Genomic DNA, 16,824 nt, shown 5'->3' on the forward strand with positions numbered 1-16,824 from the left:
AAAAACGCCCATGTCATCGACATGAGCGTTTTGTCATATCGTCCAAGGCGATGCCTTGCTGGAAGTAGCACCTTGCCGAAGCAGGTTGCTGTGAAGTCGTAGAGCCAGGTCTCTCGTTCACTCAAGATATCGATATGTAGTTGGTGACAGCATCATATCATCTGTCTCGTTTAAACGTCAACGATTTGGTGTGCGCCGAAGTTGAAATAGCGTGGCACCAACAATCAAGATAATGAGGGCGATGGACGCAGGGAATGCCCACGGCAAATCATCCCCGAACAATTGTAGAAAGAACAGGGCGAACACGGACAGTAAAACAAGGATGTAAGAGCGGGACATGGCTACCTCCAATAACGTTTCTTCTAGTGTAACAAGTTGCACATCCAATGGCGATAAAAACAAGGAGATTCGATGCATTCAGCGAATACCGAATAACATTGCCTATAAGGAGGGAATTGGATGCAAGACTTATTTGAACTAGACATCGAGACCGCACAGCGCGGATATAAAGAAGGGACGTTCACGGCCCGGGACGTGACGGCCTACTATTTGACACGGATCGCTAGCTTGAACGATAAACTGAAAGCGGTCATCCAAGTGAACCCGGACGCGTTGTTCGAGGCTGAGGCGGCTGACCGTGCCTACCGACGCGGAGACCGGCTGCCACTCCTCGGTATTCCCGTTTTACTCAAGGACAACATCGAGACGGCGGGACTCATGAGGACTACTGCCGGCGCCGTGGCGCTCGAGCATCACTTTGCCGGTCGTGACGCTGAACTCGTCCGTCGCCTCCGTGAGCACGGGGCGGTCATTCTCGGCAAAGCCAATTTATCGGAATGGGCCAATTTTTTGACGGAGGACATGCCGAACGGATGGAGCGGGGTCGGTGGCCAGACGCTCAATCCGTATGGTGACAATCTCGACGTCGGCGGTTCGAGTTCTGGTTCGGCGTCAGCGGTCGCTGCGAACTTGACGATGCTCGCTGTCGGCAGCGAGACGAGCGGGTCGATCATCCACCCGAGCGTCCATAACGGCATCGTCGGCATCAAACCGACGGTCGGGCTCATCAGCCGGAGTGGGATCATCCCGATTTCGCGGTCGCAAGATACGGCCGGTCCGATGGCGCGGACGCTCCGCGACGCGGTGCTCGCACTAGAAGCGATGTGCGGGGAAGACGACTCGGACCCGGCGACGACACATCTACCGGCCGGTCCACCGTACCGGACGTGTCTCGACGAACGTCAAGCCGTCGGCATGCGCGTCGGTTTCGTGAAGGCTGAACTGTCGGATGAAGAACAGACGCTCTATCAAGCGGCGCTGGCGTTACTCAAAGCGAGCGGGGTCGAGCTCGTCGAAGTCGACCTGCCGTCAAACGACGGACTTGACCAAGGCGACGTCCTCTACCATGAGTTCAAGCTCGGGATCGAGGCGTATTTGGCGACGACAGCGCTCCCGTATGAAACGCTCAAGGACTTGATGGACTGGAACAAGCTTCACCCGGAAACGATCCCGCACGGACAAGTTACGTTCGAGAAAGCGAATCAGTTATCAGGGCGTTTGACCGAGTCGAGCTACCTCGAGCGACGCTTAGCCGACGTAAGGCACGCGAAAACGGACGGCCTCGATCGTTTATTGATGGAACAAACGCTTCACGCCCTGGCGTTGCCACACGACTTGAATTACGATATGGCGGCGAAGGCAGGGCACCCGACGGTCACGATCCCATACAAGCTCAAACAGAGCGGGGCACCGTTCGGGCTGTCATTCACGGGTACGAGCTATGCGGAACGAGACCTCATCCGTATCGCCTACGCGTTCGAACGCCACGTGACGCGTCCGATCCCGCCTATGTAAGAACGTTGCACCTGTCGCTCACGTCCGCTACAATGGTACGTATGCGGATTGAAGAAAGGACAGATTACAATGAAATCATCTATATATGGGCTGACATTTGATCAGCTGTCGGACGCTTGCGTATCTTGGGGATACAGTGCCTACCACGCCAGACAAATATGGGACTCGCTTTACATCGACCGTGTCAGACGGCTCGACGAAATCGCGGTTCGTCCCGAAGTGCGCGAACAGCTTGAGGCGAACTATGCGCTGACGACACAAGAACTGTTCGTCAAACAAGAAGCGGGTGACGGCACGGTCAAATTCTTACTTAAACTGCACGACGGGCATTATATCGAAACGGTGCTCATGCGCCATAAGTATGGACGTTCCGTCTGTGTGACGACACAAGTCGGGTGCAACATCGGCTGTAGTTTCTGTGCGAGCGGCCTCTTGAAAAAAACACGCGACTTGACGGCGGGCGAGGTCGTCGAACAGATCATGACCGTTCAACACTATTTAGACGAGGTCGGTGAAGATGACCGCGTCAGCCACATCGTCGTCATGGGAATCGGGGAGCCGTTCGATAACTTTGATAACTTGGTCGACTTCCTCCGTGTCGTCAAAGACGAGCGCGGTCTCGCGATCGCTCCTCGTAAAATCAACGTCTCGACGAGTGGGCTCGCCGACAAGATCTACAAGTTCGCTGACCTTGACCTGCGCATCAACTTGGCCCTCTCTCTGCACGCGCCGAACGATGCGCTGCGGACGAGAATCATGAAGATCAACCGGGCGTTCCCGCTCGATAAACTGATGCCGGCAATCCGCTACTACGTTGAGAAGACGAATAAACGGATCACGTTCGAGTACATCTTGCTCTCGAAAGTGAACGATTTGCCGGAACATGCCGAAGAACTCGCGGCGTTGATCGATGACATCAAAGACAAGTCTTACGTCAACTTGATCCCATACAACCCGGTCAACGAGCACATCCAGTACGAACGGAGTACGACCGAGGACATCATGGCGTTTTACGACGTTTTGAAAAAACGGGGCATCAATACGGGCGTGCGTCTCGAGCACGGGACCGATATCGATGCGGCGTGCGGCCAATTACGCAGTAAACAAATGAACGTCGAAGGCGCCAAATAAACGAACGCTCCGAATCGAAACCGATTCGGAGCGTTTTTATCGTGCCCGGGCGTATAATGCGTCAGATGAGAAATATCTTTAAACATTTTTGTGAATGATGAATAGTCCTTACCCCCTCAGGGAATAGTCTTTTGATATCAAAGCAGAGAGTGGAGGCAATTCAATGGAGACAGTAAACGCTACGTTATGGATTCGAGTCAGAAACACGCTCGGGGAAGGGCCTTGCTGGGACGCTGAACTGAAGCGGTTCTACTGGGTCGATATCGAAGGGCACGCGCTCTGGTGGTACGATGAGAAAGAAGATGAATTATCTTCGTTTGATATGGGACAGCAGGTCGGGTTTGTCGTCCCTAAAGTGACCGACGGCGTGATCGTCGGATTGAAGGATGGTATCTATGAGTGGGATGAAACGTCGAAACAACTCGATAAACTCGTCGAACTTGATGACCCGGAAGGTGTCCTTCGCTTCAACGATGGGAAAGCCGACCCGTACGGTCGTGTCTTCGCCGGGACGCTCCACTTAAAAGACGAGTCTGAGCAGGCGACGTTGTTCCGCTTGAACCGCGACGGCACGACCGAGGTCATGTTGAGCGGATTGACGTTATCGAACGGGTTGACGTGGTCACCTGACCATACGTCGTTTTACCATATCGATACGCCGACCGAGACGGTTCGCAAGTTCCCGTTCGATTTGAAAACGGGCACGCTCGGGGAAGGTGAGGTCGTCATTGATTTCAAGAATGAGGACGGGTTCCCGGACGGCATGACGTCGGATGAAGACGGCTTTTTATGGATTGCCCACTTTGCAGGCGGGCGCGTCACGCGGTGGAATCCGGAGACGGGTGAAAAAGTGCTTGAAGTCATCGTCCCGGCGCCGAACGTCACGTCGTGTAGTTTTATCGGGGATGACTTAAAACAATTGGCGATCACGACGGCACGGGAAGGCATGGACGACGAGGCGCTCGCCGCTCATCCGGATGCGGGTTCGGTCTTCAAGATCGATACGGACGTGAAAGGGATGCCACTTTATCGGTTTGGACGTTAAGGAGGGACGGCTATGGTGAAGCGATTGCTCGTGCGAGCGGGAATCGGATTGGCACTAGCGGCGGTGGCTCGGGTCGGGATTCAAAAGTTATTGGACGACCGGGCCCGGAAAGAAGACCATACGTATCTTGAACCAAAGTGGGACGAGACGCCGAGTGTGGATGCCGATAAGGATGATGACGAGGTCGGATTGACGCAACTCGATTCGATTTACCGGGCCGAGTGGCAGGCGAACACGTATCCTCGCTCCGAGGCGGAACGGAAAGCGTTAGAAGAATAACTGGTACGAAGAACATATCCAGAGCTTTTTCTTCGGCCGTCGGGGCCTCAGAAAAAGACAAATGGCCGCTAGATGGCGACCGTTTGCGTTGCTCGTTCGATGGCGCCCCGACTCCTGCAGGAAAGCAAACCAACGGAGACCCAGCAGCGACGTGAGTCGCGATGCGGCTCCGGGATTGCCTGCGGAAAGCGTGGGCGCTGGAAGGACGAGCGATAACAATCATGTTAGTCAACAAGAAAACACGCTCCTTTTGAGCGTGTTTTTTTGTTGACAACGGACGTGATCTCGTTCATTATCTAAAAAGTAATGATTACGATTTAAAGGTGGTATACATCATGAAACGAATTCCGATCACAGTCTTGTCCGGATATTTAGGAAGTGGCAAGACGACGTTGCTCAATCATATGTTGAACAATCGGGATGGTAAAAAATATGCCGTCATCGTCAACGATATGAGCGAGCTGAACATCGATGAGCGATTGATTGACGGGGCAGGTTTTTCACGGACGGACGAGAAGTTGGTGGAGCTGTCTAACGGCTGCATCTGCTGCACGTTGCGAGAAGATTTACTCGAGGCGGTCAGCGAGATTGCGAACGACCGACAGCTCGACGGCATCATCATCGAGTCGTCAGGTATCTCGGAACCGATCCCGGTCGCGCAGACGTTTACATATGCGGATGACGCCTTGGGTATCGACTTGACGAGCCGTGTGTATGTTGACGCGATGGTGACGGTCGTCGATGCGTATCGATTTTTAAAAGACTTCAACTCGGGCGAATCGCTGCATGAACGGAAACAGGCTGTCGACACGGGTGATGTCCGGGAAGTCGTCGACTTGCTCGTCGATCAAGTCGAATTTGCCGACATCATCGTCCTTAACAAGGCAGACCGGGTCACGGAACCGGAACTGCACGAGATCGAAAGTCTGTTACGCGCGTTAAACCCGGCGGCGCGACTTTTGACAAGCACATACGGGAACGTGTTGTTGTCCGACTTGTTAGACGTGAACTTGTTCGACTTCGACCAGGCGATGCACGCCGCCGGATGGATCCAAGAGCTCGAGACAGACGACCATACCCCTGAAACCGAAGAGTACGGCATCAGTTCGTTCGTCTATCGCCGCCGCCGTCCGTTCCACCCGGAGCGTTTACATGCGTGGATCGAACAGTTCCCGGAAGAAGTCGTCCGGGCGAAAGGTTTTTTATGGATCGCCTCACGGAACGACATCGCTTGCCTGTTCTCCCAAGCGGGGTACGCGTCGACGCTCGAACATGCCGGCCGTTGGCTCGCGACGCTTCCTGACGCGGAACGAAAGCAGATGTTTGCCGCCGAACCAGAGCTTGAGGCCGATTACATCGAACCGTACGGCGACCGCCAGACGGAGCTCGTCTTGATCGGTCACCGAATGGACCGAGTGCGCGTCGAGCTTGAACTTGACGCCTGTCTACTGTCAGACGAAGAGATGGCGTCAGACTGGACAACGTTACGGGATACGCTTCCAGGAAACGGAATCGCGACGTTTTCATGATTTAAACGTTTACAATTCAGAATCGAACGGCTATACTTTTGCTTGCATGAACAACCGCATACATTGGACTACACTAGGGGTGCTTCGGCTGAGATGTGAGCATGGCTCCAATCCCTTATAACTCGATCCAGGTAATACTGGCGTGAGGAAGTGTGGCACTTTTTCTGATGGATTGATGATTGGATAAGTGGCCGCATTCTCATGGATGCGGCTTTTTTGTGTAACCAAATAAAGGGGGAATCATCATGAATCAACAATGTGGAACGAGCCCGATCGTCGGGTTCCGCTTTACGCTAAGCCCGATGACGTCAGAGTTCATACCGGTCATCAAAGGAGCACTCAAAGAAACTGATTTAAGCAACGTCTGGAGGCACACGGACGATGTGTCGACCGTGATTCGCGGTCGGGCCGAGCACGTGTTTGACGTCGCGAAAGCAGTCTTGTCACACGCAACGAAGACAGGGACCCACGTCTCGATGAGTGGAACGTTCTCGGTTGGCTGTCCGGGTGACACAGCCGGGGACAATCTGCTCGACGTATCGAGTGAACCTGTGAACGGGCGGGTAGGTGCGCAATACGTCTCTTCACAGTTCGCGCTCTACCCGCTCGGTGATGATGATTACATGGACATCATCTATGAAGAGATCGATTTCGCGAAAGAACGGGGTGTGTTCAATGACGCGATGCATTATGCCTCAGGAATTCACGGAGACATCGAGCCGGTGTTCGCGTTTTATGAGGCGACGTTCAACCGTGTTCGCGAGAAGTCGAGCCACGTCGTCATGTCGGTCACGTTCAGTGTGAACAGTCCGTCACACGAGGGACGCATCGATGCTTAACTCATGGAAGTTGAAAGAAATCGTCTTGTTGTCGATTTTATCGGTCGTCTTTGCCGTCGTCTATTTGGCGTTCGTCCATGTGGGGAACTTGTGGGCCGGCTTGATCGGGCCGATCGCATATGAATGGATTTTTGGGATTTGGTTCATCGTCTCGATTATTACCGCCTACATCATTCGAAAGCCAGGCGCCGCCTTTTTGTCGGAAGTGCTCGCAGCGTCGATCGAGATGATGATCGGCAATGCGATCGGTCCGCGCATCATCCTCGTCGGCATCATTCAAGGACTCGGCGCCGAAGCGGCGTTCGCACTAACCGGGTATAAGCGGTATGACTTGTGGGTGCTCATGCTCGCCGGATTCGGTGCGGCAGTGACGAGTTTCGCATATACGTACGTCATGGGAGGTCTCAGCGCGCTCAGTCCGACGTACGTGGCTTTGATGTTCGCACTACGGGCGACGAGCGGGATGCTCATCGCAGGGATCGGCGGGAAGATTTTGAGCGACTTGTTGCTTCGAACGGGTGCGCTAGAAGGGTATGCCGTCACCCGGCAGAGGAAGGCACATGGTTGAGACCGAGCGTCTGGCGTTTCGTTTCCCGGGAGAAGAACGCGACGTATTGACAGATATCACACTTCGTCTTAAGGACGGCAGGACGCTCATCACCGGGGCGAGCGGGTCGGGGAAGTCGACTTTGTTCGCCTTGTTCAATCGGCTCTACCCGGACAACTGTGATGGGATTGTGACGGGGCGATTGCATCTATTCGGTCGGTCCTATGCCACGTATCGGCCTGGCGAGGTGAATCGCCGCGTCGGGACGGTGTTTCAAGACCCGGACAGCCAGTTCGTCATGCAGACGGTAGAGGAAGAGCTGATTTTCACGCTCGAAAACTTTTCGGTCGCCCGAAGCGAGATGATGGACCGTGTCTCAGCGATTTTGCACGAGTTACATTTGTCCGATTATCGCCACCGCACCATCCATGATTTATCAGGGGGCGAGAAGCAGCAAATCGCCGTCGCCTGTGCCTTGATCGGATGTCCGGAATGGCTCTTACTCGACGAGCCGCTCTCACACCTCGACCCGGCGACGGCACGTCGGTTCGTTCGCTGGCTCGACAAGTCCGCACGGAACGTCAATATCGTCGTCATCGAGCATCGTCCGTACATGTGGGGCGACTTCTTTGACCGGCACCTGGAACTCGTGAACGGAAGGATCGCAGGCGATGGATCGTTCGTCGTTCAACCGGATTATACATTTACGCCGATTGAAACGACACGGGGCACAAACACATTATTTCAGATACCGAAAGTGAATTACAAAAAGTTTCAACTTGCAGCGAGCAAAATCGCAGTGGCCCCCGGGGATGTGATCGCCATCCTCGGTCGGAACGGCAGCGGCAAATCGACGTGGCTAAAAAGCCTGGCGCGGCATCACCGTGAAGTCGGGCTCGTCCCGCAATCCCCGGCGCATTTGTTTGTGACGAGTGACGTGTCGCGGGAACTAGCATATGGACATAACCGTTCAATCGAGGACATGTTGGCACGCCTCGGGCTTGAACGTCTGCGTGACGCCCATCCACTCTCACTCAGTCACGGTCAAAAACGGAGACTCGCCATCGGGGTGATGCTTCTGTCGGGTAAACAACTGCTCGCGTTTGATGAACCGACGGCCGGTCAAGACGAGGCATCACTTCGAGCGCTCCATGCATTGATGGCTGAACGAGTCCGTGCGGGGCAGACGGTCTTGTTCGTAACGCACGATCTCAGTTTCGCCCGTGCCGCGAGCACGTATTATTTGATGAGTGACGGGAACTTGAGTGGGCCGTACGATGCGTCGATTTGGGACGACTCGGACTTATTGCGGGCCCACGGACTGTTGACGGAGGCGTTTTGATGACGTTTCACGAGATGAACCCGACAATCAAGTTCTTGACCGTGACGTGTCTCATGTTCGGTCTCGCCTTCGTGTACAACCCGTGGACTCCGCTCGTCGTCTTCTTCGGCACAATCGCCCTCCAATTCATCTTTTCCGACGTGAGCTGGAAGCGATGGGGACTGTTCATGATCCCATTTTTACTGACCGCGCTCGGGACGCTTTGGACGACGCTCGTCTTCGGCAGAGAGGCGAGCGGGCAAGTCGTGTTCTCGCTCTTCGGCAATGATGTCACCGAGGAGAACGTGTTGTTGGCGGCGACACTTTCGCTTCGGGTCCTCGCCTTTACGGTCCTGTCGCTTCTGTTCACGCTGACGACGGACCCGAAGCGGTTCGTCTACAGTCTGATGCAGCAGGCGAGATTGTCTCCGAACATCGCCTATAGCGTCTTCGTCGGCTTTCGCTTTTTCCCGATTTTAAAGATCGAACTGATGCAGCTCTATGAAACGCATGCCTTACGTGGCGTGCGCCTCGACACCCGGATCGATCACGTGCGGCACATCCCGAAACTCCTAATCCCGCTTCTTGCCGGCGCTATCCGTCAAGCCGAGCGGATCGCGTTCTCGATGGAGGCTCGGGGATTTACGGGTGAACATCGTTCCACGTACGAGGTGATTCCGGTCACGCGAAACGATTTTCTGTTGGCGTCACTCTTGTTCACGCTGTTCGGAGTAAGTGTATGGATCGGCGTGCGATAAAAAACAGGACGACTCATTTCGAGTCGTCCTGTTTTGTCTCTTTCAAGATCTTAAATTTCGGTTTGATCGATTCGTTATTGAACGCTTCGAGTACCGTATTTTCATTGGCCATGCGAATTTGTTGCGGTTCGCCTTTTGACGTCGTACCGATACAATACATGCTCGCCTCGTGCTCGGCGAATAACGTCTTGTACAGTGTGGAATGGTGCATGAGGCGCCCAGGCGAACCCCAACCGACGATGATCATGCCGCCGCTCGTCTCGACCTCGTCGAGCGTCTCTTCCACGTAATGAAAGTTCACTTCGTCGAGTTGAGACTCGACGTAGGGTAGGTTGTCATTGATGGCGAGCGTCGGGACGAGACTGATGACGCGCATCTCGCGGATCGGTTTGTCCAAATGGTTCCGCATGAGCATGTAGGCGCGTTGAGTCGTCGTACCAGATAAAAATGCATCGCTCATCCGTGGAGAATAGATGATGACGGCACAAATCACCCCATCGACGACGTCGGTGAATTCATACGTTCGCATGTAACGCTTTGTCTTGTCTTCGTTAAATATCGATTTGACTCGAATCGTCACTTCCTCGATATGCGTGTTCATGTCGTTTCCTCACTTTAACCAAGTAGTGCCGGGTCATGCCCAGCCTGCGAACCAATCGAGATACCGGATCGTATACCGGGCGACCTGCTGCGTCGTCGTCGTCGCGTCACCAGGCAGTAAAGACAGCTCGTCCTGATACTGCTCATAAAAGGACATGACGTCTGACACGTACTGGTCACTCCGGTTGTATTCAAAGATGGCGTTTTGAATCGAGTCGACTGAATCAGTCGTCTGCCCGCCGTGCTCGCTCAAATAGTAAGCGGCGGCATGGGCCGAGTCGACCAAACTATGAGGGTCGGCCTTGCCGTCATCATCCCCGTCTCGGCCTAAGCCGCCGTACTGCTCAATCAGCGTCAAGTCGGTCAAATCGACTTCGTCTTCCGGGACATCACCTTTTTGGTCATCCGTATCGTACTGCCAACCGAGCCACGTCCGCGGCATAAATTGGAACGGTCCGATCGCGCCGACCGAAGAGCGCATCGATGAACTGTGCGAGAAGATCGTCTCGACACGGTGGACGGCGGCGAGTAGCCGCCAATCGACGTCATAGGTGGCCGCGGCTTCCTTGTAGACGTCTTGGTGGACCGCCGGGATACCGTGGTCACCGTAATAGGCCCGGTAGAGGGCGTTGTTCACTTTATCATGTTGACCAAACCAGCCGATTGCGCCGAGGCACAGCACGATCACAAGCATTACGCCGGTCAGTCGCAGCATCATTCGTTTCAAGATTCCGCCTCCTAGCTTTCTAGACAATACCCGAATAGTGTAGCATATAGCTAACAGGAAGGACAGGAGAGGATATAGATGCTTGAACAGGTCGTCTTTACGATTATTCTTGCGTATTTATTGATCGTACAACTATTCAACGCCCGGCTCGTGAAGCCGATGATCGAGGCGCTCGGGAGAACCCGTGTCTATGAAGAGACGATCAAGTCGGCATGGGGGCTGAGCCTGCTCTTACTAGCGCTCGTCTTCTTGTTCCAAGTCCCGCCGGAAGCGGTCGGTCTCGGGTTCGCGCCGCCGGATGGGGACGGGCGCGCCTGGCAGTATTTCTTCTTTTCGACCATAGTCATCTCAGGTCTCATCGCGTTCTATTTGCTCGTCAAGACGTCGGCCGCGTTACGGACAAAGCTTCGGCCGTTTTACGGGCTTGAGATTGAACGATTGCTCCTTCCGCGCACGACCGACGAAGCGAGAGCGTGGGGCGCAGTATCGTTCACGGCCGGGGCGACCGAAGAGTTCATATTCCGCGGCGTCCTCTTGTATACGATTTCTTTATACACGAACGTCCCGGATGCGACGCTCGCCATCATCGGGGGCGGGCTGTTCGGTCTGGCCCATGCGTACCAGGGTCCGAAAGGGGTTGTCACGACGGGCCTTGTCGGTTTCCTGTTCGGCTATTTATATTTGGCGATGGGAATGCTGTGGCCGTTGATCCTCATCCATACGTTGCTCGACTTGATCGCCGGGCCGATTCACGTCACCGACGCAAAAACTGACTGACAGCGTTCTCGTAGGCAGGTTGGTCTTTTAAGATACAATTCGTATGCTCGGCGCCGTGAATGAGTGCGAGCGCGTTCTGGCGGTTGAGTGCGTTCATCTCGACGGACATCCAGGTCGGGACAAAGTCGTCTTTCGTGCCATGGATGAACAGCACCGGTGCAGTGATTGATGCGAGCGCTACTTTCGGTCGGACTTGCCGCATCGTGAACCGGGCCCGACTCCACAAGAAGTAATTGATGCCGGGCAACAACAAGTCCCCCGGTAAGCGATGTAGCACGTTCAATTGGTGACGCATGAGTTGCCTCATGTCATCGAACGGGCACTCGGCGATCAAAAAATCCACATCAGTGAGCGGGCCGGCCTGAAGAATCGTCGCGGCGCCCATCGATACGCCGTGGAGCCCGACTTGATCGACCGTCTCATGGTCGCGTAACCACTCGACCCAGTCGACGATGTCATGTTTCTCGTGGTATCCGTACGAGGCGTACACCCCTTCCGACTCTCCGTGTGAGCGCAAGTCGACCGCAAGCAAGTTATAGCCGAGCCGGTGGAACATCGCCAAGTGCGGTGCCATAAAGCTGTGGGAGGCCGTATAACCGTGGACAAAAACAATCCACTTTTTATGATTATTGTTCCGATAGACCCGGCCATACAGACGGTAGCCGTCACGGGAACGGAGGGAGACGTGCTCGAACGGCACGTCGTGATAAAAGGATTGATCTTCTTTCGTATAGGGTGCTAAGAGCATCTCGGGCGTCTTACGTTTTCCGCGAGTCATCCGCTTGAACGCGTAATAACTGACGGCGTAATAGCCTGTGAACAAAGTCGCGAGACCGTACTTCCATTTTTTCTGCATATAAAACCGCTCCCTTCTCCATTATTGTACCCGAAACGAATCGTTTCGTTCACGTTCGAGTTACTGATGTCCGAGCATATGTGACCGAATTGTCTATGGAAGTGTGAACAAGGATATTTGCCCCGTGAGTCGTTTGACATTATGCTGAAACGGCAGAAATGAAGGAGGCGGATGAACGTGACGCGTAAAGCGATGTATCGGATGATTCAAGCTTGTTTAATGGGGCGGACGGATTACGTGACCGAAGAGGGGATCAGCATCTATCAGCGGGGGACGCACGAGACCACACATTTGTCGCCTGTACTCGATGCGTTGATCGAATGTTACTTGACCGGGACAACTCGCAGCATTCATCTGTCGCTACATACGCTCGCGATAACCGCGGGCGTCAAACCAGATGAGGCGATGCGGGCGCTCCTGGCGTTATCCGACGTCTTCCTCGTCTCACACCATATCGAAGAGAGGCTTCTGAAGATTCAACAGATTGACATCGATGTGATGCGGACGTTATCCGTTCATATCACGTTCAGCGCCTGGTTGTCCTATCATCTCGACCTCATCCGTCATCCGGAAAGGCATCGGGTCGGTTGATGAAAACTTCAACACGCTGCCATAGATACTGAAAGAAGAGGAGCGTCATCCCCTCCGGGTCGGCGCTCCTCTTCTCATAATCAGTTAAAGTTCTATAGTCTCCTCAATCAGAAGCGGGATGTCCCGATGCTAGCGCCCCCGATTAAGCGAGTAGTGTGCAAGCATGCGACATACATGTTACAGCGTTTCGAGCTGACCGTCTCGTAGACGGAGCACTCGGTCGCACACATCAAGCATGCGCTCATCGTGGGTGATGACGATCACTCGTTTGTTCCGTTCATGCGCCGCTGCGGCGAGACGCTCCATAACGAGGCGGCCGTTCGTATAATCGAGACTTGCTGTTGGTTCATCAGCCAACAGGAGTTTTGGGTCATTGATGAGCGCGCGGGCCACAGCGACCCGTTGCCGTTCGCCGCCGGAGAGGCGATTCGGCAACTCGTTCAATCGATGGCCGAGTCCAAAATCTGTCAACAGCTGTTTCGCGTCGCCGTCTGTGTCACTTTCCGCCTGAATGAGTGCAAGTTGTTCAATGACCGTCAAATACGGGACGAGGTGGGCGTCTTGAAAGACGAACCCGATCTCATTGAGGCGTAACTTCCGTCTCGCTTCTTCGTCGAGTGTAAATACATCGACCGTATCGAGATAGAGTGTCCCGGCATCCGGCTGTTTCAATAACCCGAGAATTTGCAGGAGCGTACTCTTCCCGCTACCGCTCGGTCCGACGATCCCGATGCACTCACCGGGAGAGACGGTCAAGTCGATCCCAGACAAAATCGGTTGTTCATATGCGTGATAAATGCCAGTCAGTTTCATGTCATTCGACCTCCTAAGGCGTCAGCTGCGTCGAGCCGGCGTAGTGTTTGTAGTGGCAAGATCGTCCCAAGGAGCGAGATGAGGACGAAGAGTGCGCTAAAGAGCATCACGTTCGCAAGCTCAAATTGAAATGGAATCGCTTCTGGGACGATACGTGTCGACAGCCATGTGATCAGTGACGCGACGCCGCTCGCGAAGACGACGGTGACGAACACTTGGCTGACGAGCGCTGTGCCGATCGAACGTGTCCGAATGCCGATTGCTTTTAAAATCCCGAGCTCTGGCAACTTTTGTAGCGTCACCATATAGAAGAATGCTGTCAAGATGAATGCGCCGATTACTAATAGAAAACCGCGCATCATATCGAACGTGCCTTGTTCGGCCGAATAGCCAGGAACGGACTCGATGATTTCTTGTTTCGTGTACGCGGAGAGGGACGTGTCGCCTTCTCCAAGTAAAGCAGATACGTAAGTCGGACCACCGGCCGCCTGTTGATAGGCGGCCCATGTCTCCATCGTCGTCCAGACGACCGGGGCGTGGCTGAACCGTCCATCCGTCACGCCGGCGATGGTGAAGCGATACCCACTCGTGAAATCTTCGACCGTATCTCCAACGACAAATGTCTCAAGAAAACTCGGGTCGACGAGCACTTCCCCGACTTCGAGGTCGAGTGACGGTCCAATCGACGAATCGGCCGGCAAGGCGAAAACGGTCGCATCGACTTTCGTCTCGTTCACGAACGTGAGCGGTTTGACTGCAAGGGGTGTCAAACCGTCCGTTGGCGCTTGTTCGATGAACGATCGCGTCAATTGACCTTCCGCGTCAGCGGACAAGTGAAACGTGTCTGTATCAAGTTCACGTACGGTCGCACCGTTATCGTAAGCGAGCCCATCGGCGAGTCCGGTGATCAGCGTCGTCAACAAGACGATGAGCAGCGTGATCACAAAAATGAGCGAGAACCTCCGTTTTTGACGCCACATTTCTTTCAGTCCTAACTCCATAAAAAAACCTCCTTCATGTCGATGAAGGAAGCATAGCTGACGAACATGAACGGAATATGAACAAACCTACAAGCGAACGATAAAGACGCTGCCACGCCCGAGCTCTGAAGTGACGAGGAGCTCCCCGCCGTGCAAGCGGACGATGTCATTCGCGATCGCGAGCCCGAGTCCGGTGCCGCGACTCGTCCGGGACAGATCGGCTTTATAGAAGCGTTCGAACAAGCGAGCCTTTGTCGCATCGTCCATACCGACACCTTCGTCTTGGATCGAGACGGTCGGACGTGTCTCCTCGTAGGCCCGGATCGTGATCATCCCGCCCTCATGTGAGGCATGAATCGCATTGGACAACAAGTTGGACCAAACTTGCGACAACAAGACGGGGTCACCCGTGACGACGAGCGACGCATCGAGATCCGTCGTGACGGCGACTCCTTTTTGATCGAGTTCGAACGCGTGCATGCGAATCACGTCTTCGATGGAGCGGCTAATCGCGACCTCGGTCTGGAGAGACACGTTGGCCTCATCTAGACGGGCGAGCATCAACAGCTGTTTGGTCAACCCTGACAGACGTTCCGTCTCATTCCGGATGATCGTCGCATATTCTTTCGCCTCGCCTGTCGACTGATCGGCCAGAATACTCGCGTAGCCTGTGAGCGAAGTGAGCGGTGATTGAAATTCGTGCGATACGTTCGAGACGAACCGTCGCCGTTCACCTTCTGACTTTTCGAGTGAATCGACCATGAGGGCGAAACGACGTGCGAGCGTACCGATCTCATCATGACGATTGAGCGGGAGCGAGCTCGGGCGCTCTCCGGAGGCGACAGAGCTCGTCGCAGCCGTGAGGATCTTAAGCGGCCGGACGAGCAGCGTGGTCGCCAAGGCGATCAAGATGAAAGCCGAAGCGGTCAGAACGGCGAAAAATAGTCCGACGAACAGATGAAGCTCACGAATTTGGGCACTCAAGTCCGGACGTAGGAAGACGGCATCATCCCCGTCAGCCCCTGCGACGTTGAAGCCGTACGTATTGATGACCTCGTTATCGAACAGACCGAGCAAAAACAAGTGGAACGGGTAATCGCGCATCCCTTCATAGGCGATGCCCGAGCGGACCGCATCGATCGTTTCGTCATCGATCGTCTCGTCTCGGAACGTTCCACCGTAACGCATGATGCGATCGTCAGGTTTGACGACGAACAGTTGGTAGCCGCTTTGAGCGAGCAACGAATAAAATGCGGTCTCGTCCTGATCGGTATGATTGTCAAAGTAGCCGCGCGCGGAACTTGCCATCTGTTCAGTCTTCGCGCTGTACGATGGCTGCCACCACGTGTAATAGGCGACGTTACTGACGAGCAGGGCGATGGCACCCGACAAGAGTAAAATCATGAACACGGTCACGACGATTCGCGAATAGAGCGATCTCATGGCTTCACCTCGAGCGTGTAGCCGATGCCCCGGACGGTTCGGATCATGACGGTCTCATCAGGTAGGCGGCTACGGAGCCGTTTGATGTGGACGTCGATCGTCCGGTCGTCGCCGTCAAACTCTAACCCCCACACGTTCTCGATCAGCTCGTCGCGACTGAACACGCGTCCCGGAAAGGCAGCGAGCTGGTACAACAGCTCAAATTCGCGTTTTGGCAGGTGAATCGTCTCTTGATTGAAGGTGAGGCGATATTCCCGGAGATTTAACGTGAGCGGCCCGGCCTTGATCAATGAGGCGGCGACTTTTTCATACCGTTTGGCCACGGCTTGAAGCCGGAATAATAGTTCTTCCGGAATGAACGGTTTTGTCATGTAGTCATCGGCGCCATGCTCGAACCCGCTCCGTTTGTCTTCCCATTCCCCGAGCGCCGTCAGCAAAATGACGGGGATGTCCACGAGCTCCTTCAAGCGATGACACAACTGTCGCCCGTCCATCCCGGGCAACATGATGTCGATGACGGCGGCGTCGGCCGGGTTCGATAAAAACAATTGCTCGGCCACGTGTCCGTCCATGGCGACCGACACGTGATGTCCGGCTTGCCGCAGCGTCCCTTCAATGAGGCGCAAGATGGCCGGGTCGTCTTCTACGATCAATACGTGCATATCCCTCTTCCTTTCCATATGGCGACCACGGTGAAAACAGGTGACCTCGGGTAATCCGAAGCCACCTGTCAA

At 54.5% G+C, this 16,824-nt stretch carries 19 protein-coding genes and 2 riboswitches; of the genes, 11 read left to right on the forward strand and 8 right to left on the reverse strand.

Going from position 1 to position 16,824, the window contains the following annotated elements; all coding sequences use genetic code 11:
- Window positions 1-33: 33 nt before the first annotated feature.
- Window positions 34-133: riboswitch (SAM riboswitch) on the reverse strand.
- 44 nt (window positions 134-177) lie between these two features.
- On the reverse strand, window positions 178-339 hold the full coding sequence (locus EVJ21_RS15405) for a hypothetical protein (protein ID WP_173647367.1): 162 nt from the start codon (window positions 337-339) through the stop codon (window positions 178-180).
- Window positions 340-459: 120 nt separating this feature from the next.
- Between EVJ21_RS15405 and EVJ21_RS00415 the strand changes: the two genes are divergently transcribed.
- The 9 genes from EVJ21_RS00415 to EVJ21_RS00460 all read left to right on the forward strand — a co-directional run bounded on the left by EVJ21_RS00415 (window position 460) and on the right by EVJ21_RS00460 (window position 9,303).
- Window positions 460-1,854, forward strand: coding sequence for an amidase family protein (locus EVJ21_RS00415; RefSeq protein ID WP_131463578.1), 1,395 nt, complete (start codon window positions 460-462; stop codon window positions 1,852-1,854).
- A 69-nt stretch (window positions 1,855-1,923) separates the two neighbouring features.
- Window positions 1,924-2,985, forward strand: a complete 1,062-nt coding sequence (gene rlmN, locus EVJ21_RS00420) for a dual-specificity RNA methyltransferase RlmN (protein ID WP_016509033.1) — start codon at window positions 1,924-1,926, stop codon at window positions 2,983-2,985.
- 163 nt (window positions 2,986-3,148) lie between these two features.
- On the forward strand, window positions 3,149-4,030 hold the full coding sequence (locus tag EVJ21_RS00425) for an SMP-30/gluconolactonase/LRE family protein (RefSeq protein ID WP_070327194.1): 882 nt from the start codon (window positions 3,149-3,151) through the stop codon (window positions 4,028-4,030).
- Window positions 4,031-4,042: 12 nt separating this feature from the next.
- Entirely contained in the window at window positions 4,043-4,309 is a 267-nt protein-coding gene (locus EVJ21_RS00430) for a hypothetical protein (protein ID WP_131463576.1), read from the forward strand.
- A gap of 335 nt (window positions 4,310-4,644) precedes the next feature.
- On the forward strand, window positions 4,645-5,838 hold the full coding sequence (locus EVJ21_RS00440) for a GTP-binding protein (protein WP_070327195.1): 1,194 nt from the start codon (window positions 4,645-4,647) through the stop codon (window positions 5,836-5,838).
- Window positions 5,839-5,903: 65 nt separating this feature from the next.
- Window positions 5,904-6,004, forward strand: a riboswitch (TPP riboswitch).
- A 79-nt stretch (window positions 6,005-6,083) separates the two neighbouring features.
- A complete protein-coding gene (locus tag EVJ21_RS00445; protein WP_201739969.1) occupies window positions 6,084-6,677 on the forward strand; it encodes a YkoF family thiamine/hydroxymethylpyrimidine-binding protein in 594 nt (197 codons plus the stop codon).
- Entirely contained in the window at window positions 6,670-7,245 is a 576-nt protein-coding gene (locus tag EVJ21_RS00450; RefSeq protein WP_070327197.1) for an ECF transporter S component, read from the forward strand. The genes EVJ21_RS00445 and EVJ21_RS00450 overlap by 8 nt, the downstream gene beginning before the upstream one ends.
- The gene (locus EVJ21_RS00455; RefSeq protein WP_161568932.1) at window positions 7,238-8,566 is read left to right on the forward strand and encodes an ABC transporter ATP-binding protein; all 1,329 of its coding nucleotides are present in this window, start codon (window positions 7,238-7,240) and stop codon (window positions 8,564-8,566) included. The genes EVJ21_RS00450 and EVJ21_RS00455 overlap by 8 nt, the downstream gene beginning before the upstream one ends.
- Window positions 8,566-9,303 (forward strand): energy-coupling factor transporter transmembrane component T family protein, encoded by a 738-nt coding sequence (locus EVJ21_RS00460; RefSeq protein WP_131489705.1) that lies wholly within the window; start codon window positions 8,566-8,568, stop codon window positions 9,301-9,303. The genes EVJ21_RS00455 and EVJ21_RS00460 overlap by 1 nt, the downstream gene beginning before the upstream one ends.
- Window positions 9,304-9,316: 13 nt before the next feature.
- Here the strand turns inward: EVJ21_RS00460 and EVJ21_RS00465 are convergent, their stop codons facing one another.
- Entirely contained in the window at window positions 9,317-9,904 is a 588-nt protein-coding gene (locus tag EVJ21_RS00465; protein WP_131463566.1) for a DUF1643 domain-containing protein, read from the reverse strand.
- A gap of 33 nt (window positions 9,905-9,937) precedes the next feature.
- On the reverse strand, window positions 9,938-10,621 hold the full coding sequence (locus tag EVJ21_RS00470) for a lysozyme family protein (protein ID WP_236633385.1): 684 nt from the start codon (window positions 10,619-10,621) through the stop codon (window positions 9,938-9,940).
- Window positions 10,622-10,708: 87 nt separating this feature from the next.
- Here EVJ21_RS00470 and EVJ21_RS00475 point away from each other — a divergent pair, with 87 nt between their 5' ends.
- Window positions 10,709-11,407 (forward strand): CPBP family intramembrane glutamic endopeptidase, encoded by a 699-nt coding sequence (locus tag EVJ21_RS00475; RefSeq protein ID WP_131489706.1) that lies wholly within the window; start codon window positions 10,709-10,711, stop codon window positions 11,405-11,407.
- On the opposite strand, the gene EVJ21_RS00480 is transcribed toward EVJ21_RS00475, so the two are convergent.
- Complete coding sequence (locus tag EVJ21_RS00480; protein WP_070327201.1) at window positions 11,385-12,263, reverse strand: alpha/beta hydrolase; 879 nt, start codon at window positions 12,261-12,263, stop codon at window positions 11,385-11,387. The two genes, EVJ21_RS00475 and EVJ21_RS00480, sit on opposite strands and share 23 nt — an antisense overlap.
- 177 nt (window positions 12,264-12,440) lie before the next feature.
- Here EVJ21_RS00480 and EVJ21_RS00485 point away from each other — a divergent pair, with 177 nt between their 5' ends.
- Window positions 12,441-12,854: a hypothetical protein gene (locus EVJ21_RS00485; protein WP_131489707.1), complete on the forward strand. Its 414-nt coding sequence runs from the start codon at window positions 12,441-12,443 to the stop codon at window positions 12,852-12,854.
- Between the two features lie 177 nt (window positions 12,855-13,031).
- Here EVJ21_RS00485 and EVJ21_RS00490 read toward each other — a convergent pair whose 3' ends face one another.
- From EVJ21_RS00490 to EVJ21_RS00505, 4 genes are all read right to left on the reverse strand, one after another.
- Window positions 13,032-13,667 carry an ABC transporter ATP-binding protein gene (locus EVJ21_RS00490; protein ID WP_131463562.1) on the reverse strand — a complete coding sequence of 212 codons (636 nt, stop codon included), beginning with the start codon at window positions 13,665-13,667 and terminating at the stop codon, window positions 13,032-13,034.
- A complete protein-coding gene (locus EVJ21_RS00495) occupies window positions 13,664-14,668 on the reverse strand; it encodes an ABC transporter permease (protein ID WP_131463560.1) in 1,005 nt (334 codons plus the stop codon). Before EVJ21_RS00495 ends, EVJ21_RS00490 begins: the two co-directional genes overlap by 4 nt.
- Window positions 14,669-14,734: 66 nt before the next feature.
- Window positions 14,735-16,090: a sensor histidine kinase gene (locus EVJ21_RS00500; protein WP_131489708.1), complete on the reverse strand. Its 1,356-nt coding sequence runs from the start codon at window positions 16,088-16,090 to the stop codon at window positions 14,735-14,737.
- Window positions 16,087-16,752: a response regulator transcription factor gene (locus EVJ21_RS00505; protein ID WP_131489709.1), complete on the reverse strand. Its 666-nt coding sequence runs from the start codon at window positions 16,750-16,752 to the stop codon at window positions 16,087-16,089. Before EVJ21_RS00505 ends, EVJ21_RS00500 begins: the two co-directional genes overlap by 4 nt.
- Between the last annotated feature and the right edge of the window lie 72 nt (window positions 16,753-16,824).

The sequence above is a fragment of the Exiguobacterium sp. SH0S2 genome (assembly GCF_004337185.1).
GTDB lineage: Bacteria > Bacillota > Bacilli > Exiguobacteriales > Exiguobacteriaceae > Exiguobacterium > Exiguobacterium aurantiacum_A.